19 protein-coding genes are annotated in these 20,573 nt (G+C 55.9%); 7 read left to right on the top strand and 12 right to left on the bottom strand.

The features are described 5' to 3' along the window. Positions 1 to 72: 72 nt before the first annotated feature. Positions 73 to 813 carry a GntR family transcriptional regulator gene (locus tag ACKPCT_RS22675; protein WP_090075218.1) on the bottom strand — a complete coding sequence of 247 codons (741 nt, stop codon included), beginning with the start codon at positions 811 to 813 and terminating at the stop codon, positions 73 to 75. 288 nt (positions 814 to 1,101) lie between these two features. On the opposite strand from ACKPCT_RS22675, the gene ACKPCT_RS22670 reads away from it, so the two are divergent. Both ACKPCT_RS22670 and ACKPCT_RS22665 read left to right on the top strand, forming a co-directional pair. Beyond that, positions 1,102 to 2,085: an SIS domain-containing protein gene (locus tag ACKPCT_RS22670; protein WP_090075219.1), complete on the top strand. Its 984-nt coding sequence runs from the start codon at positions 1,102 to 1,104 to the stop codon at positions 2,083 to 2,085. 100 nt (positions 2,086 to 2,185) lie between these two features. Further along, a complete protein-coding gene (locus tag ACKPCT_RS22665; RefSeq protein ID WP_319568046.1) occupies positions 2,186 to 3,031 on the top strand; it encodes a PfkB family carbohydrate kinase in 846 nt (281 codons plus the stop codon). Between the two features lie 19 nt (positions 3,032 to 3,050). On the opposite strand, the gene ACKPCT_RS22660 is transcribed toward ACKPCT_RS22665, so the two are convergent. From ACKPCT_RS22660 to ACKPCT_RS22630, 7 genes are all read right to left on the bottom strand, one after another. Beyond that, positions 3,051 to 4,331 (bottom strand): DUF2254 domain-containing protein, encoded by a 1,281-nt coding sequence (locus ACKPCT_RS22660; RefSeq protein ID WP_319568045.1) that lies wholly within the window; start codon positions 4,329 to 4,331, stop codon positions 3,051 to 3,053. Between the two features lie 197 nt (positions 4,332 to 4,528). Further along, positions 4,529 to 5,506 (bottom strand): ABC transporter ATP-binding protein, encoded by a 978-nt coding sequence (locus tag ACKPCT_RS22655; protein WP_090075222.1) that lies wholly within the window; start codon positions 5,504 to 5,506, stop codon positions 4,529 to 4,531. After that, complete coding sequence (locus ACKPCT_RS22650; RefSeq protein WP_319568044.1) at positions 5,503 to 6,537, bottom strand: Gfo/Idh/MocA family protein; 1,035 nt, start codon at positions 6,535 to 6,537, stop codon at positions 5,503 to 5,505. The genes ACKPCT_RS22655 and ACKPCT_RS22650 overlap by 4 nt, the downstream gene beginning before the upstream one ends. After that, a complete protein-coding gene (locus ACKPCT_RS22645; RefSeq protein WP_090075223.1) occupies positions 6,534 to 7,373 on the bottom strand; it encodes a carbohydrate ABC transporter permease in 840 nt (279 codons plus the stop codon). The genes ACKPCT_RS22650 and ACKPCT_RS22645 overlap by 4 nt, the downstream gene beginning before the upstream one ends. A 9-nt stretch (positions 7,374 to 7,382) precedes the next feature. Continuing rightward, on the bottom strand, positions 7,383 to 8,297 hold the full coding sequence (locus ACKPCT_RS22640; RefSeq protein ID WP_090075278.1) for a carbohydrate ABC transporter permease: 915 nt from the start codon (positions 8,295 to 8,297) through the stop codon (positions 7,383 to 7,385). 191 nt (positions 8,298 to 8,488) lie between these two features. Continuing rightward, positions 8,489 to 9,736 carry an ABC transporter substrate-binding protein gene (locus tag ACKPCT_RS22635; RefSeq protein ID WP_319568043.1) on the bottom strand — a complete coding sequence of 416 codons (1,248 nt, stop codon included), beginning with the start codon at positions 9,734 to 9,736 and terminating at the stop codon, positions 8,489 to 8,491. 55 nt (positions 9,737 to 9,791) lie between these two features. Continuing rightward, positions 9,792 to 10,688, bottom strand: a complete 897-nt coding sequence (locus ACKPCT_RS22630) for an N-acetylmuramic acid 6-phosphate etherase (protein WP_090075279.1) — start codon at positions 10,686 to 10,688, stop codon at positions 9,792 to 9,794. A 287-nt stretch (positions 10,689 to 10,975) separates the two neighbouring features. On the opposite strand from ACKPCT_RS22630, the gene ACKPCT_RS22625 reads away from it, so the two are divergent. The 5 genes from ACKPCT_RS22625 to ACKPCT_RS22605 are packed head-to-tail and all read left to right on the top strand — an operon-like array spanning position 10,976 to position 15,659. Further along, complete coding sequence (locus ACKPCT_RS22625; RefSeq protein ID WP_090075225.1) at positions 10,976 to 11,731, top strand: GntR family transcriptional regulator; 756 nt, start codon at positions 10,976 to 10,978, stop codon at positions 11,729 to 11,731. Positions 11,732 to 11,770: 39 nt separating this feature from the next. Further along, complete coding sequence (locus ACKPCT_RS22620; RefSeq protein WP_319568042.1) at positions 11,771 to 12,790, top strand: SIS domain-containing protein; 1,020 nt, start codon at positions 11,771 to 11,773, stop codon at positions 12,788 to 12,790. Next, positions 12,787 to 13,956 (top strand): N-acetylglucosamine-6-phosphate deacetylase, encoded by a 1,170-nt coding sequence (gene nagA / locus ACKPCT_RS22615; protein ID WP_319568041.1) that lies wholly within the window; start codon positions 12,787 to 12,789, stop codon positions 13,954 to 13,956. Before ACKPCT_RS22620 ends, nagA begins: the two co-directional genes overlap by 4 nt. Before the next feature lie 11 nt (positions 13,957 to 13,967). Then, complete coding sequence (locus ACKPCT_RS22610; RefSeq protein WP_319568040.1) at positions 13,968 to 14,876, top strand: ROK family protein; 909 nt, start codon at positions 13,968 to 13,970, stop codon at positions 14,874 to 14,876. Between the two features lie 36 nt (positions 14,877 to 14,912). Then, complete coding sequence (locus ACKPCT_RS22605) at positions 14,913 to 15,659, top strand: copper homeostasis protein CutC (RefSeq protein WP_319568039.1); 747 nt, start codon at positions 14,913 to 14,915, stop codon at positions 15,657 to 15,659. 63 nt (positions 15,660 to 15,722) lie between these two features. On the opposite strand, the gene ACKPCT_RS22600 is transcribed toward ACKPCT_RS22605, so the two are convergent. From ACKPCT_RS22600 to ACKPCT_RS22585, 4 genes are read right to left on the bottom strand one after another with little or no spacing between them, the layout of a single operon-like run. Beyond that, positions 15,723 to 17,192 carry a pyridoxal-5'-phosphate-dependent protein subunit beta gene (locus tag ACKPCT_RS22600; protein ID WP_319568038.1) on the bottom strand — a complete coding sequence of 490 codons (1,470 nt, stop codon included), beginning with the start codon at positions 17,190 to 17,192 and terminating at the stop codon, positions 15,723 to 15,725. Further along, positions 17,189 to 18,112, bottom strand: a complete 924-nt coding sequence (locus ACKPCT_RS22595; protein ID WP_319568037.1) for an N-carbamoyl-D-amino-acid hydrolase — start codon at positions 18,110 to 18,112, stop codon at positions 17,189 to 17,191. The genes ACKPCT_RS22600 and ACKPCT_RS22595 overlap by 4 nt, the downstream gene beginning before the upstream one ends. Before the next feature lie 10 nt (positions 18,113 to 18,122). Further along, positions 18,123 to 19,370, bottom strand: coding sequence for a M20 family metallo-hydrolase (locus tag ACKPCT_RS22590; protein ID WP_319568036.1), 1,248 nt, complete (start codon positions 19,368 to 19,370; stop codon positions 18,123 to 18,125). Further along, positions 19,367 to 20,563: a diaminopropionate ammonia-lyase gene (locus ACKPCT_RS22585; protein ID WP_090075233.1), complete on the bottom strand. Its 1,197-nt coding sequence runs from the start codon at positions 20,561 to 20,563 to the stop codon at positions 19,367 to 19,369. Before ACKPCT_RS22585 ends, ACKPCT_RS22590 begins: the two co-directional genes overlap by 4 nt. Positions 20,564 to 20,573: the final 10 nt, after the last annotated feature.

Below are 20,573 nucleotides of genomic sequence, written 5' to 3'. Positions count from 1 at the left end.
ACTCGCGACACCTGACCGGACAGAAAAGACCCAGTTCGGCCATGTGATTTCTCTTGGCAAGGAAAGGCTATCTCAGATTTCGATGACGAGATTCATGCGCGCGCTCGGGGTAAGCAGCATGGAATATTGCAGCGGCGTTTCCCGCTCATCGCCATACACCGTCTTCTCCACCTCGAACATGATGTCCCCGCTGTTGCAGTGGAAAATCTCACATTCTTTCGGCGTTGAAACCCGGCAATTGATGACCCGTTTGGCATGTTTCACCTCGCGACCATATTTGGTCTGCATCAGGCTATAGAGCGACGTGTCATCATGAATCTCATCCAGCAATCCGGGAAAAAGATCCAACGAGAAGTAAGAGCTTTCAATCGTGATGGGCGTGCTGTCGGCTGTGATCAGGCGACTGATGTGAAGCAGTTTGCTCCCCGGCGCGATAGCCAGCTTGTCGCCAAGATCCTCGTCGGCGTCCTGCTCTCCCATCTCAAGAATTTCTTTTTCCACCCGATAGCGGCGCAAGGCAAAGCTTTCAGAGAAACCGCCAAGATTCAGCAGGCTGGTTTCCATCTTTGGCAGGGTGACAAAGGTGCCCTTGCCATGCCGCTTTTCCAGAACTCCTTCATCCTCAAGCTCCGTAATCGCGCGGCGCACGGTGATGCGAGAGACGTCGTAGCGCTTGCACAATTCGGTCTCCGTCGGAATCGCATCGCCGGGCCCGAGTGCGCAGGACGAAATCATTTCCTTGAGCGCAAATTTGAGCTGCTCATAGAGTGGGGCCGCTGCATTCTTGGCAAGTGGATTCGAATTCTCAGACAATCGCTTAACTTTCAGTTTCGGCTTCCGGATGCGGAACGCCCACACCCCACGTCCCCTATTCGGCCCTCGCACCTTAAAATCGCGCGGCGCATAAAATCAAGTTATGCCTCTTGCGCGCTCCAATCTGCGGTCCGATTCCCCGCCAGACTAACCGAATGGAGCGCAAAGACGAAAGCGCCTTTGCCATTTTCCAGCTTTTTTAGCCAACAACTGCAAAAGCTGTGTTGACTCCGGCTCCAACGAGGGAATAAATAATAGGACGTCATATAACGTCATAAGGATCTCATCATGAATGATCAAGTAAAAAATACCGGCCTTGATGAGGCTATTGCTGCGGTTGCAGCACGCGAGTCAGTCACGGAATTCTATTTTGTCGCATGTGGGGGATCCAACGCCCTTCTCATGCAGGGCCAGTACATCATGGACCGCGAGGCCAAAGGCGTCGCAGCCTATTCCTACAGCTCCGCTGAATTCCTTGCTCGTGCGCCTGTTCGTCTCGGCAAGAATTCCGTTGTTGTTACCTGCTCCCATTCGGGCAACACCCCAGAAACCATCGCTGCAACCCGCTATGCACGCGAAGCTGGTGCCCTGACCATCGCCTTCACCCACAAGCCGGAATCCGAGCTTGATGAAGCTGCTGAAAAGTCCATCTATTATGAATTCGATCCGCTGACCGTTGGTGAAAAGCACAACGCTCTGCTTCTGGTGCAGCTGGTTCTGGGCTCCCTGAAAGAGCTGGAAGGCAACACCAAGATCGATCAGGTCAAAGCCGCACTGCCAACGCTTCATGACAAGGCAGAAAAAGTCAAAGCTGCTCACGCAGACAATGCTAAAGCCTGGGCTGAATCCTACAAGCGCGAACCAGTCATCTACACGATGAGCTCCGGTTCCTGCTACTCCATTGCCTATTCCTTTGCTATCTGCCTTCTGCAGGAAATGCAGTGGGTTAACTCCGCAGCGATCCATTCTGGCGAATATTTCCACGGTCCTTTCGAAATCACCGATTTCGACACTCCGTTCATCGTTTTGAAAACCCTTGCCAATTCCCGCAAGATGGACGAACGCGCTCTGGCATTTGCCGAGAAATATTCCAAACGCCTGCTGGTTCTCGATGCTGAAGAATTCGGCGTTGAAGAGGTTGCCGGTGATGCAGCGGAATATCTGGTTCCGATCATGTTCACCGCCCTGCTGCGCACCTATGCCGTTGCACTCAGCGACTCCCGCGGTCATCCGCTGACCGTTCGTCGCTACATGTGGCGCATGGAATACTAATCTGTTTACGCAGGTGGCGGCCTTCGCCACCTGCTTTTCAATATAAAGATCATCAAGAATAATCGCGTCGGAACAGCAAGAATAATCGAGAGGCTGCGATATGACCCCTTCCCCAAACCGTGCAACCCTGCTTGGCATCGGAGATAATGTCGTCGACTTCTATCTCGACAGAAACGAATTTTTTCCCGGCGGGAATGCACTCAATGTCGCTGTTCTGGCCAAACGTTTCGGCCTTGATGATGCAGGCTATATCGGCATCGTCGGCAATTATGTGGAAGGTGGCCATGTTCTGGCTTCGCTCGCGGCAGAAAATGTCTGGTTTGAGCGCGTCAGACAGGCCTATGGGGAAAATGGCAAGGCCATCGTGCATCTTGACGAAAAGGGCGACCGCGTTTTCCTCAGATCCAACAAGGGTGGCATCCAGAAACGTTTGGGCCTGCGTATGGAAGAAGCCGATCTCGACGCCGTTGAACGCTATGGCCATGTACACAGCTCGCTTTTCAGCAACCTCGACCATGAGTTGCCAAACATCCGCGAAAGAGCTCAAAGCGTCTCCTTCGATTTCTCATGGCGCCATGAATTGGATTACGTCAAAAGCATCGCCCCCCATATCACGACAGCCTTCTTCTCTGGCTCGGCCCTCAATGATTCCGAGATCGACGATCTGATCGACACGGTTTACAAATTGGGCGTTTCCACCGTTGGCGTCACGCGCGGCTCCGATGGAGCTTTCTGGATGGTGGATGGCAAACGTTACCGTCAGGGCATCAAGCCAACCAGAGTGATTGATACTCTTGGCGCGGGCGACTCTTTCATCGCGGGCTATATCTCCAGCACCCTGATGGGCAATGCAGTCGAAGAAGCCCTTGATCAGGCGGCCACCTTCGCTGCCAAAACCTGCACGGTGTTCGGCGCCTTTGGCCACCCCTACAAGGTTGAGGGCTAGAAGCCTCCGCTCGCTTTCCTTATTCGATGGTCACAGCGCCAAGACGCGCTTTATCCTCTTCCATCCCCAAGGCCGCATTGGCTCTTTTGAGCGCCAGAGCGGCCTGTTCTTTGGCAGCCTGCCGGAAAGCCACGCTCCCAGTTTGACCAAGAGCCCGAAGCGCCTTGCGTAAACGCAATTGTATTTCTATGTGGCTGGCGCCATCCCGCGCAATCTGCATGAAGGCATCCTCGAACAGATCTGTCTCTTCAATGGGCGGCACATAGATGTCCGGAAATTCCACTTCCGCTACAGCCTCGCTTTGCTCATCGGACCAGAGGCCAAGCAGACGCGTCAGGCGCCCTATGATATCGATGGCGGTGCCGGAATCATTGATACCCGGCGAAAGCGCGCGTGTAGCGATTTCGCCAAGCACACAGAAGCCAAAGCGCGGATCCTGATCAAAGCTGCGCTCCTGCCCTATGGTAATTGCCTCTTTTAAGGCCTTGCCGACAGCTTCCATGGCCTGCTCATCCGCCTCCTCACCATCCGGACGCTCGGATGACAGCACAATGCGAGCCAACGGGGCATGATCGAAGACGAAATGGCCGGGAACAACGCCAAGATAGACACGCGCGCCAGCTTCTTTCACGCAATCATGCAAATGCTGCATGTCGATATGCTGCACATAGCCAGATTGATTGGAGCAGATAGTCTTGGCTGTTTCCGGCACGCGTTCTTCGCGCCTGAGCGGCTGACCTCCCAGAAATGGCTGGGAAAGGCGTAGCGATATTGCCTGACGTGTTGCCTGCTCAACCCGATCGGCCGCCTTTTCCACGCGCCCCAATTGGGTGAGATAATCAATCCATTTCAGCAAAGAGACAACGATCAGCGCGATAACAAGGATCGTCACCCCAAACAGCACGGCACGTCCCTGCGGACCATAGGCCCCCGTCTTGAGCACAACAATGCCGACGATACTGAAAAGGAAAGACCCGATAAAGGTAGACAGGACATTCTGTGACATATGATCCTGAATGAGCAATCGGGTCGCGCGCGGTGTCGCATTGCTCGTGGCGGAGCGATAGGCCGAGGTCATCACACTGAGAGAGAATGTGGTGACGGTCAGCATGCTCGACGCAATGATGGTCAGAATGCTGTTCACCGCATCTGCACTGATATCAACACCCGGATTCCACGGCACAAGCGTTTCGGCCAATGTCGCCACTATGGCAGCGCCAATTCCCAGTAGACCAATAAGCGCTGCGCGCACCCATAGCCGACGTGTCAATTGCAGCAAAAGCCACTGCCATTTTGTCATTCCCGTTCCTTTCCTCAACAAAACAGCATGAGCTGCCAGAGACCGGTCTATCGAATAAACGGGCAAAGCCGGGCTTTGGTTCCCTTCCCCTTCACGCAAAGAAAGGGCTGCCTTCTCATGAAGACAGCCCTTTAATCTTGAATGTGCCTATTTGGTCTTATCTTACGGCTCAAAATCAGCCAAGCGCAGTGTAATGCCTATTCGTCAAAATAATGCAGCGTCGCAGGGTCAAAACCGAGCGTAAGTTGCTGATTGGGCGCAATGGCATGCTGGCCGAACAGGCGCACCGTCACCATATGCTCGCCAACCATCGCGATCACATTCGTATCCCCGCCAAGCTGTTCCACATGCTGTACCTTGGCCGAAAGCGGTCCATTCTCATCGAGATAGATATATTCCGGGCGCAAACCGATGACACGCGTGTCCCCGTCTTTCAGCAGGGAAGCTGGCAGGAAATTCATGGCTGGGGAGCCAAGGAACCCGGCCACGAACTTGTTCGCGGGCTTGTTGTAAAGCTCCATCGGGCTGCCCACCTGCTCCACGCGTCCATCGCGCAAGACCACAATCTTGTCCGCAAGCGTCATGGCTTCGGTCTGATCATGGGTCACATAGATCATGGTCGCATCGAGCTGCTTGTGCAGGCTTGCAATTTCCAGCCGCGTACTGACCCGCAAGGCGGCATCAAGGTTGGACAGCGGCTCATCGAGCAAGAACAGCTTTGGCTGCCGCACTACGGCCCGACCGATGGCCACGCGCTGACGCTGTCCGCCGGACAACTCGGAAGGGAAGCGCTTGAGATAGTCATCAAGCTGCAGCATGCGGCTCGCTTCCTGCACGCGCTCGGCAATCTCGGCCTTACTGACCCCTTCCTGCTTCAAGGCCAACGACATATTGTTGGCCACATTGAGATGCGGATAAAGCGCGTAGGATTGAAACACCATGGCAATGCCGCGCTTGGAGGGGGGCACCGTGTTGACCAGCTTGCCGTCGATATGCACCTCGCCCGCCGTAGCCTCCTCAAGGCCGGCAATCACACGCAACAAGGTGGATTTACCGCAGCCGGAAGGTCCGACAAAAACCACGAACTCCCCCTGCTCCACCTCGATGCTGATATCCTTGAGCACCTCGGTATCCCCAAAGGCCTTGTAAACATTTTTCAGAGTTAGCGCGCTCATTGCGTATTGTCCTCAAGAAGTACAGTCTTGCCGGTTCGGATGCTTTCATCAGCAGCAAGGCAAACGGCCAGCGACTGAACAGCGTCCTCCATATGGCGGGTCAAATCGATGTCTTCGCGTATGGCCTTCAGGATATAAGCCTGCTCGGCAGCACACAGCTCATTGTGCCCCGGCTCACCCGTCAGATCGATATGCTGATCCCCTTCTGGCCTATGCACCAGAATGCCACCGACCTTGGTGTGACCATCCACATCGGCGCTCGCTCCCTTGTTGCCATCCACAATGGAGACAGCCCCATTCGGAGAAACAATGTCTTTGACGAAAAAGGCTGTCTCCGACATCATCGGCCCCCAACCCGCTTCATACCAGCCAACCGAGCCGTCTGAGAAAGTCACCTGGAGCTGGCCATAATTATACATGTCCGGTCCGATTTCATCGGAGAGGCGCAGACCGATCCCGTTGACCTTGACCGGCTTGGCATCGGTGATCTGACACATCACATCCACATAATGCACCCCGCAATCCACGATCGGGCTGGTGGTCTGCATCAGAGCCTTGTGGGTTCCCCATTCATGGCCGCTTGATTGCTGATTGAGATTAAGCCGGAAGACATAAGGCCCGCCGAGATTGCGCGCTTCGGCAACAAAACGCACCCATGAGGGGTGATGGCGCAGGATATAGCCCACCACCAGCTTTTTGCCTGTCCGCTTGGCGGTCTCGACCACCCGTTTGGCCCCTTCCACAGTCATGGACAGTGGCTTTTCGACAAACACATGGGCCCCGGCTTCCATGGCCGCGCAGGCGAAATCCACATGGGTATCAGTGTAGGTTGCGATAACCACCAGATCGGGCTTGCTCGCGGCCAGAGCCTGGTAGAAGTCATCATATACCGGATAGCTAGACAAGGGCCCTTCCGGCACTTCGCTTGTACGATTGACCAGCACGACGATTTCAGAGTCTGGATGATTGTGATGGGCGAGCGCATGGGCGTAGCCCATGTTGCCCAACCCTGCAATAAGTGTCCGGATCATTTGACTGCCCCTGACGTGATGCCGCGGATCAATTGCCGCGAGAAAATGATATAGAGAATGAGAACCGGCAGAATCGCCATGGACAGAGCGGAGAGCACCGCATTCCAATCCGTGACAAACTGGCCGATAAAGACCTGGCTGCCCAGCGTCAGTGTTTTGGTTTCTTCCGCAGGCGCAAGGATGAGCGGGAACCACAGATCATTCCAGATCGGGATCATGTTGAACACCGCAACGGTCGCCATGGCTGGCCGCACCAGCGGCACGACGATACGGGCAAAAATGGTATATTCGCTAAGCCCGTCTACCCGTCCGGCATCTTTCAGATCATCAGACACCTGCCGCATGAATTCACTCAGGATGAACACCGCCAGCGGCAACCCTTGTGCCGTATAAACGAGGATCAGAGACCAGAGCGTATTGACCAGCCCCGTGGCAACCATCATTTCCAGAATGGCCACCGTGCCAATGCGGATTGGGATCATGATGCCAAGAGCCAGATAGAGCCCCATGATCATGTTACCCTTGAAGCGATATTCGCTAAGCGCAAAGGCCGCCATGGAGCCAAACAGCAGAATGAGAAACAGAGAGCCAACCGTGACGATCATCGAGTTCTGGAAATAGAGAAAGAAGTCCCCCTGCTTCATCACCGTTTCATAGCCGATCAGCGAAAAGCTGTCGCTATTGGGCATGGATAACGGCTCGCGAAAAATCGCCCGACGGGACTTGAAACTGTTGATCAGGATGACGAACACCGGAAACAGCGCAATCAGCGTGTAAATGATGAGCGCACCATGCATGGCGGCAGCGCTGACAGGATTGGATCGTGCCTTGTTCATGATGCCCTCCTAAAGCTGGTAGCGCCGCAGGCGCGTCTGGATGCCAAACAGATAGATGCACACCCCGACCAGAATGATCGCAAACATGGTCCCCGCCACGGCCGACCCCATATAGGGATCCCCCAGTTGAAGCTGGAACCCGAAGAAGGTGCGATAAAGGAAGGTGCCCAGAATGTCTGTCGAGAAATCAGGTCCGGCCAATGCCCCTTGGGCGGCGTAGATCAGGTCGAAGGCATTGAAGTTGCCCACGAAAGTGAGGATCGAGATGATGCCAATGGAAGGCAGGATCAGTGGCAACTTGATCTTCCAGAAAGCATTGATGCCCGTAATGCCATCAATCTCCCCTGCTTCCAGAATTTCTTCAGGGATCGAGAGCAGCGCCGCATAGATCAGCATCATCGGAATACCGACAAACTGCCAGACAGAAATCAGCGATAGCGTTATCAGTGCATAGGCTTCCTTGCCAAGCCATGGAGCGAACAAAGACTTAAGCCCCACCGCATCCAGCATGGAAGGTGCAATGCCCCAGATCGGCGACAGGATCAGCTTCCAGGCAAACCCCACAATCACGAAGCTGAGGATCGTAGGAATAAAAATGGCCGAGCGATAAAGCGCAGCAAAGCGCAAACGCGGATGGCTGAGCAGCGCCGCCAGCGCGACCCCGATCGGGTTCTGCACCAGCATATGGATGAAGAAGAATTTGAAGTTGTTGCCCAGCGCATTCCAGAATTGCTCGGACCAACGCGGATCGCCGAACAGCATGTTGAAATTGTCCAGTCCGACAAAGGTGCGCACCTGATCGACATCGGTATAAAGGGCCAGGCGTAGGGTATTAAACAGCGGGAAAATCATAACCGCCGTATAAACAATAACCGCTGGTGCCAGAAAAATGACAATATGCCATCGGAAGCGGGAAGCTTGCATCACGATCTCCAGTAGCGAAAACCCGGTTTCCAGAACGCCGATACGGCAGCAGGCCATTGGCGCGAGGGCTCTGAAGGGTGTCGATGAGGGCACTCTCCCCAAAGGGGAAGAGAAGGCTCAGAGGCCGACTCATCGTCGAAGTCGGCCAGACAGAAATCTCTGCCTGACCGCATTTTCACAGTCGGGATGGATTATTTCTGGGGTTTATACCAGCTATCCAGACCATCCTGAAGTTTCTTGCCGAGCTCTTCTGGCGTAGCCGTTCCCTTGATGGCGGCAGCAGAAGCGCCCCATGTTTCGTTTTCAAGGTTTGGCGTGCCACGCGACAGGATCTGATAGGTGGAGCGAATGGTGGTTTCGCAATCACCGCGCCAGCTGACAAATTCTTCTGCAAGCGGATCGCTGATTTCAACCGGCGCACTGGAGAGCGGGAAGAAACCGGGAAGAGCGTTGCCGAAGATTTCCGCGAATTCCGGCGAAGCAACCCATGCAAGGAAAGTCTTTGCCGCTTCCGGATTTTCAGTCTTGGCGTTCATGCCAATGCCGATATCAACATGATCGGAGATATAGCAGGTGTCACCCTTGGCTTTGACAGGGGGCTTGAAGGCACCCATCTTGAAATCAGCCTGTTCGTTGAACATGGCAATTTCCCAAGAACCGGCAGGATAGATGGCAGCACGACCAAGGGTAAACAGGTTCTGGCTGTCCGGATAGGTCTGGGCTTCAAAGCCGTCGCCCAAATAAGGCGCCCATTTGTGGAGCACTTCATAAGGCTCGACCCACTGCGGGTCAGTCAGCTTCTGTTCGCCCTTGATCAGAGCCAGACGGCCTTCTTCACCTTTCCAGTAGGTTGGGCCGATATTCTGATAGCCCATGGTGGCAGCTTCCCACTGGTCGTTGGTGCCCATAGCCATTGGAATATAACTGCCGTCTTCCTTGATCTTGTCCAGAACAGCAAAGAATTCCTCTTCGGTTTCCGGAGCGGTAAGGCCAAGCTCGTCAAAGGCATCCTTGTTGTAGATGAAGCCATGAATAACAGATGCCATCGGCACACAGAAAGTATGCGCGGCGTCATCGGTCTGCCAGGCAGCCTTGGCAACATCGGAGAAGTTGCTCATGGCATCCATTGAGGTCAGATCTTCCAGATAGCCAGCCTTGTAAAGCGCAAGAGAGGCATCAAACGGACGGCAGCTGATCAGATCGCCAGCCGTGCCCGCACCGAGCTTGGAGTTGATGGCCGAGTTATATTCGGTCGGAGCCATTGGGGTGAATTTCAACTTGATGCCAGGATTGCTGGCTTCAAACGCAGGAATGATCTTGTCCTGCCAGAGTTTCAGATCGTCGTTCCGCCAGCTTTCGATGGTCAGGGTAACGTCTTCCGCATAAGCGGCGCTGCTGAGCAATGTTGCAGCCAGTATAGCAATTGGAGTGAACTTCATAACTAGGTTGAACCTCTCTGTTTAGGGTTGCCCGATCCTCGGTTATTCCGAATTGTTATTCTTGAATCTGGTCTGGTTTTGCGAGCCGCCCCAGAGCGCCTCGCAAGTTGCCTTTTGCCTTATCAAGCAGGGCTTGCGCCTCCTCGACGCAAAGATTGCCAGCCGCAATGAGACTGGCAAGTTTCACATTGCCGCTGGCAAGCGACATTGCATTTTCTGCCTGTTCGACGGGCACATCGGCAATGACTTGCACGATTTGGCTCGCCCGTTTCTTAAGCTTGAGATTATCCGCCTTGAGATTGACCATCATGCCATCATGCACATGACCCAACTGGATCGCCATCAAGGTGGATAGAGTATTCATGGCTATTTTCTGCGCTGTTGCGGCCCCCATGCGGGTCGATCCGGAGATCACCTCCGGGGCAGTCTGCAAGAGAATAGAGCAATCCCCTAGCGCGAGCAGCGGCGTATTCGGGTTATGGGCTATCGCAATAATGCGCGCCCCTTTTTGCTTCGCAATCCGAGCTGCTTCCAGCGTATAGGGAGTGGAACCACTGGCAGACACGGCCACAAGCGTGTCACTAGCCCCAATATCGGCAAGAGCAATGGACAGACTATCCGTCTCATCTTCGGTATCGCCAGGCATCTGGAAATTGGTCGGGATACCACCCGCCATAAGAACCCGCACCGCACCGGCTTCAATTCCGAATGTACCGCCAAGTTCGAGAGCATCGGCCAGCATCATCAGGGCAGACGAGCCTGCAGCGGCATAAATCAGGGATCCACCGCTGGCGAGCGAAGCGGCCATATGATCCGCCCCAACGCAAAGATCAGGAAGCACATCAGCAACGACTGTCGCAGCCTCAACCTGGCTCTCAACGAGCAGAGCCGCAACCTCCAGCGGCGCCCGCGCATCCAGACCAACAGCATCGGCATGCAGCTTTTCAGTCATACTGACCACGGCCATCTCCCTGTTTTTTACATCTCAATATAATACCTATTAGGTACCAAATGTCTATCGCAAAATATGGCGCAATTTCATGCATTGTGGGCAAAAATTTTATGCATATGCAATTTTGGTATTGTTTTGGTCTTCCTTTAATTGCATCATTGCGGTATGAAATAAATAGACCAACGCGCAACCGGGGCTGACCTCATAATCAAAGCATACGCCCGGTCTGCCAGCGCTTGGGAAGACAGATCTGGCGAGGCATTCATAGCGACATGGGGACACCCCGAATGACTGTAGAAGACTTCCTTCGGCCCGGAGAGTGGCTCAGCAAAAAGACAGGACCGCTCTATGCTGTCCTGAGCCGCCGCATTGAAAAGGGCATTGAACAGGGGCTTCTGCTGCCGGGCCATTCGCTGCCTGCCGAGCGGGAAATCGCCGAGTTGGCCGAACTTTCCCGCGTTACCGTGCGCAAGGCCATTCAGGAGCTGGTGAAAAAGGGCGTCGTCGAGCAACGTCAGGGCTCCGGCTCCTTTGTGCGCGAACCAGCCAGCAAGGTGGAACAGTCGCTTTCCCATCTCACCTCCTTCACAGAGGACATGCTGGCGCGCGGCCTCAAAACATCCTCCAACTGGTTGGAGCGTGAAATTCGGCACCCTTCGCCGGATGAAATCCTGACCCTAGGCCTTTCCGCAAGCGGTCATGTTGCCTGCCTGCATCGCCTGCGTGAGGCCAATGGCCAGCCCATGGCGCTGGAACGGGCCGTTTTGCCCGTCGATATTCTACCCGATCCGGAAGAAGTCAAAAGCTCGCTCTATGACATTCTGGAGCGCAATGGCAATCGCCCCGTGCGCGCGGTTCAGAAGATCTCCGCAGTCAATCTGGAAGCCCCTCAGGCAGAGTTGCTCGGGGTCACCCCGGGCATCGCCGGGCTCAGCATCCAGCGCATTTCCTACCTGCAGAGCGGCAGAGCCATCGAATACACCAAATCTTTATACCGTGGCGACACCTATGATTTCGTCGCGGAAATGAGTTTTCCCAGATAAGCCCCAATCGGGTTTGCGATAAAAAGAAAGCTGTTTGTCATGACCAAAATGCGACAAGAAACCGAAGAGATTCCGGTAGCCGTCGCCCGGTTGCTCGAAACCGCACCTGAAACCATCGCCCCCATCGCCAAGGCCTTCAAGGCCTTTGACCCTCGGGTCGTCGTCACCATCGCCCGTGGGTCTTCAGACCATGCTGCCTATTTCCTCAAATATGCCATCGAACTGGTGCTCGGCCTGCCCGTCGCCTCGCAAGGTCCTTCCATCGCCTCCATCTATGGCGCTCCGATGAAAATGGGAGGAGCGGCGACGATTGCCATTTCCCAGTCCGGTGCCAGCTCCGACATTGTTGCCATGGCCGAAACAGCGCGCAAGGGAGGAGCCCTCACCGCCGCCCTGGTCAACACCCTTCCCTCGCCGCTCTCGCAGGCCTGTGAGCATGCATTAGACATCAGGGCTGGCACGGAATATGCCGTTGCAGCGACCAAATCCTACGTCAACTCGATTGTCGCCGGCCTCGCCCTCATCGCTTATTGGGCTGAAGACGACGCCTTGAAAACAGCGCTTGAGCGTCTGCCCGAACAACTCGAAAAGGCCGAAAGCCTCGACTGGTCTCATATGTTGGAACCTGTGGCAAAGGCCCAGTCGCTATATATGCTCGGGCGCGGCCCGACTATGGCGATCGCGGCCGAAGCCGCCCTCAAATGCAAGGAAACCAGCGAGCTGCATGCTGAAGCCTATTCCTCGGCTGAAATGCTGCACGGGCCGGTGTCGCTGGTGGATCGGGACTTCCCCGTCATTGCCTTTGCCGCACGCGACGCCGCTGAAAGCTCTATCGTTGACATCGTCAAGGGCGTTGTTGCCAAGAACCCGCATTGCTATATTTCATCCGACCAATCAGCCGATGCCATCCAGCTGCCCTTTGTCGCCACGGGTCATCCGCTGACCGATGCACTGGCCCTGATCGTGCCATTCTATCGCTTCGTGGAGCAGCTCTCTCTCAAGCGCGGACTGGACCCGGACAATCCGGCTGCACTTAAGAAAGTAACGGTGACGCGATGACCAAGCCGACAGCCGTTTGCGCCGACCGCATTTTCGATGGCAATCGCTTCACGGAAAAAGCGGCATTGCTTGTTGATGGAGACACGGTTACAGGCATCGTGAAGCAGGATTCAATCCCCTCCCATTATACGCAGCACGCCAACAAGTCACCAATGATCGTGCCGGGTTTTGTCGATTTGCAGGTCAATGGCGGCGGTGGTGCCCTGCTCAACGAGACACCCACGCAAGAGGGCATCGCAACCATCTGTGAGGCACACGCTCGCTTTGGCACCACGGCCTTGATGCCAACGCTCATCACCGACGGGCCAGACGTGCGCGACCGGGCGCTGGAGGCAGGCAAACAGGCAGCAAAAGCAAAGACCGCCGGTTTCCTCGGCCTTCATCTGGAAGGCCCACATCTATCCGTGCCACGCAAAGGCGTGCATGTGGCCGATTTCATCCGCCCGATGGAAGAGCAGGATCTCTCCGTTCTCCTTGCCGCGCAAGGCACTTTCGGCAAGAGCATGATCACCATCGCACCGGAAAATGTCACCATTGATCAGGTCAAGGCCCTAGTGGAGGCGGGTTGGCATGTCAGCCTCGGACACACCGATTGCGATGCCGAAACCGCCTTTGCCTATTTTGAGGCAGGGGCCAGCATGGCAACCCACCTCTTCAACGCCATGAGCCAGATGCGCAACCGCGAGCCCGGTCTGGTGGGCGCTGTACTGACCACCGACAAGGCCTATTGCGGCATGATCGCCGATGGCTACCATATCGCCAACGCCAACATGCGCGTTGCCCTTCATGCCAAACAGGGGCCGGGACGCATTTTCTTCGTTACCGACGCCATGTCGCCAACGGGCACAGACGTAACGGAATTCATCCTCGGCGGCCGCCAGACCTTCCGCCGCGACGGGCGTCTCGCCCTTGCTGATGGCACGCTGGCTGGCGCCGATATCGACATGATCTCCATGGTCCGCAAAGCGCTCGCAACGCTGCCACTATCACTGGAAGAAGCCCTGAAAATGGCCTCCCGCTATCCGAGCGAAGCCATTGGAGCGCAGAGCAAGGGCTGGCTCAAACCCGGCTTCGATGCTGATTTCCTCCTGCTGAATGAAACGCTTTGCTTGCAATCCACATGGATCGGCGGCACCTGCGCCCATAACAACAATAATAGCAACTAGGGGCCTGCTGAATGATCGTATGCTTTGATATTGGCGGCTCCACAATCAAGGGGGCTCTGGTGGACGATCCTCAAAGGATCAGCCCCGAGCTGCGCATTCCAACGCCGGGCACTGATTTCGAGGCCTTTGTCTTGGCGTTGCAAAGCGTCATCGCAAAGACGAAGACACCACCGCAGCGGGTTTCCATTTCCATTGCCGGTTTCCAGCATCCGAAAACTGGCCTTGGCATAGTTGCCAACATCCCTTGCCTGCATGGTCGCCCGATTGCCGCTGATCTGGAAAAGGCCCTTGGCCTTCCGGTGACTATAGCCAATGACGCCGACTGCTTTGCCATTGCGGAAGCCGAATTCGGTGCAGGCGCTGGCCATCGCGTGGTCTTCGGCGTTATTCTTGGCACGGGCGTTGGCGGTGGCCTCGTCATTGACGGGCAATTGATCAACAAAAACGGCGGTTATGCTGGCGAATGGGGTCATGGTCCTGTTGCCGCCACCATGGCAGGCTCACCACCAGCAACCCTACCCCGCTTCGCCTGTGGTTGCGGGCTGGAAGGCTGCATCGACGCCACATGCGGCGCCCGTGGCCTTGAAAAGATCCATCGCCACATCCATGGCATCGATGCCACCTCGGAAGAAATCCTGAAAAGCTGGCACGATCGCGCACCAGCGGCCTGCCGGACCATCGATATCTATCTCGATATTCTCTCCGCTCCTCTGGCCTTGATCATCAATACCGTCGGAGCGTCGGTCGTCCCTGTGGGCGGCGGCCTTTCCAACGAGCCGAAACTGATCACCGCCATCGACCGGGCGGTCAGAAGCCGGATGCTGGTTGACCCGGAGACCCCGTTGGTTGTTCCTGCCCAAAACAAGGTGGAACCGGGCCTCATCGGTGCGGCCATTCTGGGCATGAGGCAAAGCACATAGCCCCATTTTGCAACAGATGAACGGAGGCACTCCGCCATGACTTCCAGCAAGCACGACGGCAAAGGCTCAACACTGCTGGAAATCTGCGTGGACAATAGGGACGGCCTTCAAACCGCGATCAGCTCGGGCGCCGACCGCATCGAACTTTGCTCTTCCCTTGCCACCGGCGGACTCACTCCATCCATCGGCTTCATGGCCCTCGCGGCAAAAACAAGCCCGCTTCCAGTTCATGCTCTCATTCGCCCGCGCAGCGGTGACTTCTGTTTCAATGCGCAGGATATCGCCATCATGGCGCATGATATCGTGGCGGCGAGAAGCGCAGGCCTTGCCGGTGTTGTTATCGGGGCCTCAAAAGAGGATGGGCGACTGGACCTCGGTACGCTTGAAACCCTGATCAAGGCAGCAGGGCCATTGGACATCACCTTGCACCGCGCTTTTGACATGGTGTCGGATTTTACCGAAGCACTGGATCAGGCGGCCAGCCTTGGCATCAAGCGCATTCTCACCTCGGGCGGGGCCGCTTCGGCCCCTGAGGCAATCGATCACTTGCAAGAGTTGATCCGGCAAGGCGGCGATACCATAACCATCATGCCCGGCGGCGGTATCAACGCTGACACAGTCCAGCCATTCATCAAGATGGGCGCCAGAGAAATCCACGCCTCCTGCTCAAGCCCGCAAGGCCCGACGGGCAAGGTTGCAGACCTTGGCTTCTCTCTGCCCTCCGAGCGGCAAACCGATCCTGACAAGATCAGAGCGCTAAAAACCGGTCTCCTTGCTGTATAAAAAAGCGCGAGACAGGAGCCTGCCTCGCGCTTTGATTTTCAAGTCAAGACTGACCTGACGCTATCAGCCCATGAAGGAGGTGATGAGCTTGTCCCACTGGGGCAGATCATCCACCAACTGATCCCAGAAAGCCTGATCCCGACGGCTGTCAAAATCCTTCAGCTCAACGCCCTGCTGCTCGACCCAGGTATAATAACCCAGATTGAAGATGCGCTCGCGATCAATGCGGGTAAGCTCTGACACATGATCCACCGAAGCGCCGATGATCTGTGCGCCGAAGGCCTGCGCTGCAACAGTCTTGTCGAAGCGATTGCCGAAATATTTCTGCAAGGCTTTCGGCTGCTCGGTGCTATACATATCAGCCCCGTCGGTCGCGATTGTCATGATGACATCATCGGCCCCCAGCTTCTGATATTTGGCCAGCTTGATGGCGCCAAGCACGTTGGCAATGGAAGACAGCCCCAATGCGGACAGTTGCTCAATCAGCTCCGGCTCAACGCCACGATAGTCTTTCAGATAATCCTGCCCGTCCGGACGGTTGAACACCAGATTGAGCATGTCTGACCCGGCTTCGGAAAGACCGATGACATAGTCGGAGTTCATCACGTTATGGATGAGCGGCACATGCTTGTCGCCGATGCCCTGAATATTATGGTCGCCATAGCCATTATAAAGCAGGGTGGGGCATTCAAGCGCTTCAACCACGGCGATGTCGGCACCATAATGCTGCTTGAGGTGATCACCGGCAGCCAGCGTCCCCGAAGAGCCGGAGGCTGAAACGAAACCGGCCATAGTGAGTGTGCCGTCCCCGTTGAGGGCATCGAAAATACGCCCCAGAGCCGCGCCGGTTACCGCGCGATGCGCTGCATAGTTGGCAAATTCGGCAAACTGGTTGAGGATCACATTGTCCGGATCCTGACTGAGCTGGTTGCAGGCATCATAGATTTCCTTGACGTTGCTCTCGCAGCCCGGCGTGCGGATGATGTCGTCATTGCTGAGCGTCCAGCTTTCCAGCCAGTTGAAGCGCTCCTGACTCATCCCCTCGGGCAGAACAGCCACCCCGTGGCATTCCAGAATGCGCGAAATGGCAACCCCACCGCGGCAATAGTTGCCCGTGGAAGGCCAGACCGCACGCTGGGAATAGGGGTCGAAATTGCCCGACACCAACCGCTGCACGAGGCAGGCATAGGCTGGCAACACCTTATGTGCCTTGATCATGGGGAAGCGGTTGCCAAGGGCGATGACGATCTTGGCATCAACGCCTGTCAGTTCCTTGGGCAGCACAATGTGATCAGGCACATCGACCAGTCCCTTGCGCTCGGCATCATTGTGCCAATGAACGCGGAACAGGTTGCGTGAATCCGCTGCATCGGGATCAACGCTCTTCAGATCCGCCGCCATATCTCCCAGATGTGCAACCGGGTCTATCAGCTCGGCAAACAGTGGCAGGCGAATATCGTATCGGCGAAAAGACTCAGCAACCTTCTTGAGGGCTTTCTCGTCGGCGATTTCAGGTTTGAACACAAATGTCATGATTTTTTCGGTTCGGTAATCGGGGTGTAGTTTTCGGGTTCACGGTAACGCTGGAAATTGAACACGTTCTTGCGGATCTCGTCGCAGCGATCCAGATCAGCTTCAAAGAAGACGAGCTCGTCTTCCAGCGTCTTGGCCTGCGCCACGATCTGGCCGGTCGGATCGATGATGCAGGAGCCACCGATCAAATCGCAGCCTTCTTCCTTGCCAGCTTTGGCCACGCCGACGATCCACATGCCGTTCTGATAGGCCCCCGCCTGCATGACGAGTTCATTATGGAAGTCCTGCAGATGATCATGTTCAGGCGCTTGCGGATAATGCACCGGGGTGTTGTAGCCGATCATCACCAGCTCCGCATCGCGCAGGCCCAGCACGCGATAGGTTTCTGGCCAGCGACGGTCATTGCAGATGCACATGCCCATCTTGCCACCAAAGGCATCAAAGGTCTGGAAGCCCAGATCGCCGCTTTCAAAATAACGCCGTTCCAGATGCTGGAAAGGACGCCAATCTTCATATTCACTATGACCGGGCAGATGGACCTTGCGATATTTCCCGACAATCTCACCGGTCTTGTCGACGATGATGGTGGTGTTGAAATGGCGCGTGGTGTCGCCTTCCTTGACCAGTTCTGCATAGCCGAGATAGAAGCCCATCTGGTATTTCTTGGCAGCATCAAACAGCGGCTGGGTTTCAGCGCTTGGCATCTCCGTTTCGAAGAAGGCATCGATATCGGCCTGATCTTCAAAATACCAGCGCGGGAAGAAGGTGGTCAGCGCCAGCTCCGGGAAAGCGATCAGCTCAACGCCCAGCGCATGCGCCTCTTCCATCAGCTTGAGGCAACGGGCAACAACTTCCGTACGCGTTTCTTCACGCGCGATAGGCCCAAGCTGGGCCGCAGCAATTTTCAATGGACGGGACATAGCCTTATCCTTATTTTTCTTCAGCTTTAGTCAATGCAGCTTGCAGCAGCACGTTGGCGCCTGCCTGCAGCTCTTCGGGGGCGGTGTATTCTTCAATATTGTGGCTGATGCCACCCTTTGAGGGCACGAAGACCATTGCGGTTGGACAGTTGGGTGCAAACATCTGAGCATCATGACCGGCGCCAGAAGGCATCCGGCGCACGGCATAGCCCTGCTCTTTGGCCGTACCAGCAATTAGATCAACCATGGAGCTATCAAACATCACCGGCTCGAAGCGAGCGAGTTTGCGCGCGGTATAGCTCACGCCTTCAGCCTTGCAGATGGCTTCGATTTCAGCGGCCAGCATGCTTTCGGCTTGCTGCAGCTTGACTTCATCGATATTGCGCAGATCCACTGTCATGCGAGCCTTGCGCGCGATCACATTGACCAGATTGGGGTCAAGCTCATTGACACCAACAGTCGCGACCTGGCTATCGCCAATTGCGCCAGCCACCTTGCGGGCGGCAACAGCAACTGCCGCGGCAGCAAACCCGGCGTCGTGGCGCAAACGCATCGGCGTTGTGCCGGCATGGTTGGATTCACCCTCGATGACATATTCGGTCCAAGAAATACCCTGAACACCGGTGACAGCCCCGATGAGATCGCCTTCCTCTTCCAGAACTGGCCCCTGCTCCACATGGATTTCAAAGAAGCAATAAGGATCGATATGGCCCGGATCGGTTTCACCGGCATAGCCAATGCGCGCCAGTTCCTCGCCAACAACAAAGCCCTCCGCATCCTTGATAGCCAAGGCTTCATCGAGCGGCAAAGAGCCGCGATCCACCGCGCTGCCCATCATATCAGGCGCAAAGCGCGAGCCTTCCTCGTTGGTGAAGGCAGCAACCACAATCGGACGCAGCGGCACATAGCCACTATCCTTGAGCACAGAAACCACTTCCAGCCCGGCCAGCACACCAAGGTTGCCGTCATAAAGACCACCGGTGGCCACCGTATCGATATGGGAACCAATCATGACCGGCGGCAGATCTTCACGACCGGGCAAAACGCCCTTGAGGTTCCCGACCTTGTCGACGGTAACTGTAAGCCCCAGCTCTTTCATCCAGCCGACAACCCGGTCGCGGCCGAGTTTGTCCGTGTCACTGAGCGCCAACCGACACACGCCGCCGCCCTCAAGTGCGCCATCTTGCCCCAAAGCCATAAGGCGCCCGAGCAAGCGGTCGATATCGATCCGCAGATTGCTGAAAGTCGGGTGTGTCATTGTTCAAGTACCTCACTTGCTGATTTGCCAACAATTGTCTTGTAGGCTTCCGGATCCGTGTCCCCTTCGCTGTTGACTACGAAGATGCGGCTATCAGGTCCGAGCCCCATTTGTTTGCGTAACGCATCGTCCTGCGCGGCGGCAACAAGGCCAGCCAGACCGGAGATGCCCGTTTCACCAGCCACAACGGGGCGATCATCACCACCGCGTTCGGCCAGATAACGCATCATCACCGGCACGGCGCCATCATTGAGCGTCACCATGAAATCGGCGCCGGTCTTGAGCACTGGCCAGGCAATGAGCGATACCTCACCGCAGGAAAGTCCGGCCATGGCCGAGTCGATATCACCGGTTACGGGCACCGGCTTACCTGCAACAAGACTCTCATACCAACAGGCGCATTGTTCCGGCTCCACCAGCGTGGTCACCGGACGCTTGTCGCCATAAGCCTGCCAGAAACGGGCCGCGCTGGCCGATGCCATGCCGCCAACACCAGCCTGCAGAAAAATATGCGTGACGGGTGGCTCATCCTTGAGCTGTTCCAGCGCCTCATCAACCATCATCATATAGCCTTGAGTTACATCACGCGGCGCCGTCACCGTCTCGCCATCCGATGTATCGGGAATAACGAACCAGCCTTGTTCCTTGGCCGTCACGCCAGCCAGACGCACGGCATCATCAAACGAGCCATCCACTTCGCGGATCTCCGCCCCATAGGCGGCAATGGCATCCTTGCGCTGCTGGGTGACCGATGAGCAGACAAAAATCACACAACGACAACCAAACATCTGCGCCCCCCAAGCCACCGAGCGGCCGTGATTGCCATCTGTCGCGGCGGTAACCGTCAGCCCTGCAACCCGCGCCTTCATGTCTGGAGAAGTAAGATCGGGAGCCACCTCGCCCGCTTCTTCGGTCAGATGGCGGCTCAAGGCACGACTGACGGCAAAGGCACCTCCCAAAGGCTTGAAGCTGCCCAACCCGAAGCGGACGGATTCATCCTTGAAATAGATTTTGCCAACATTGAGCTCTGAGGCCAGATCGGACAGTTCGCGGATTGGCGACGGCGAATAGCCCGGCCAGCAGCCAATCGTGCGGCGTGCGATATCCATGCCATCCTTTTCGAAAGGAAGAGAAGGAAGCGTCCGGGACGCAAGAGGATTCCGCGCCGCTCGTTCAAGAGAAATCTTCATCATTGTCTTTTCT

The sequence above is a fragment of the Cohaesibacter marisflavi genome (assembly GCF_963665895.2).
In the GTDB taxonomy this organism is placed as follows: Bacteria; Pseudomonadota; Alphaproteobacteria; order Rhizobiales; family Cohaesibacteraceae; genus Cohaesibacter; species Cohaesibacter marisflavi.
This window is presented reverse-complemented; position numbering and strand designations above follow the sequence as displayed.